A 363-nucleotide genomic window follows, 5' to 3' on the forward strand; every position below is an offset into this window, starting at 1 on the left:
AATGGTAAGGGGCAAATGGGTAGATGGTGGCCGTCACTATGTAGACTACGATGGTGTGCGGCAACCAAAACTAGATGGGAAGCAGTACAATGCTGCTTTAAATAAAGCGAAAAGCTATAATTCGGTTTTACATAAGTCAAAAAAAGCTCTCTATGACTCATTAACGTGGTATGGTTTTTCAAGTTCAGCAGCGCAGTATGCCATCGATCACTTGAATGCAGATTACAAAGCAAATGCCTTAATTACAGCAAGAGAATACCGAAAGAATAACCATTTATCAAAGACAGAGATTTATGAGTGGCTAACTTCTTCTTGGATTGGAAAATTTACAAAAGAAGAAGCAAACTATGCAATTCAAAAACT

At 37.7% G+C, this 363-nt stretch carries 1 protein-coding gene; it reads left to right on the top strand.

Translation table 11 applies throughout. The features are described 5' to 3' along the window. A partial coding sequence (locus HMPREF2613_RS00625; RefSeq protein ID WP_186822063.1) for an Ltp family lipoprotein occupies positions 1–363 on the top strand: 363 nt, incomplete at both ends.

Source organism: Streptococcus sp. HMSC070B10, from assembly GCF_001808665.1.
Classification (GTDB): domain Bacteria; phylum Bacillota; class Bacilli; order Lactobacillales; family Streptococcaceae; genus Streptococcus.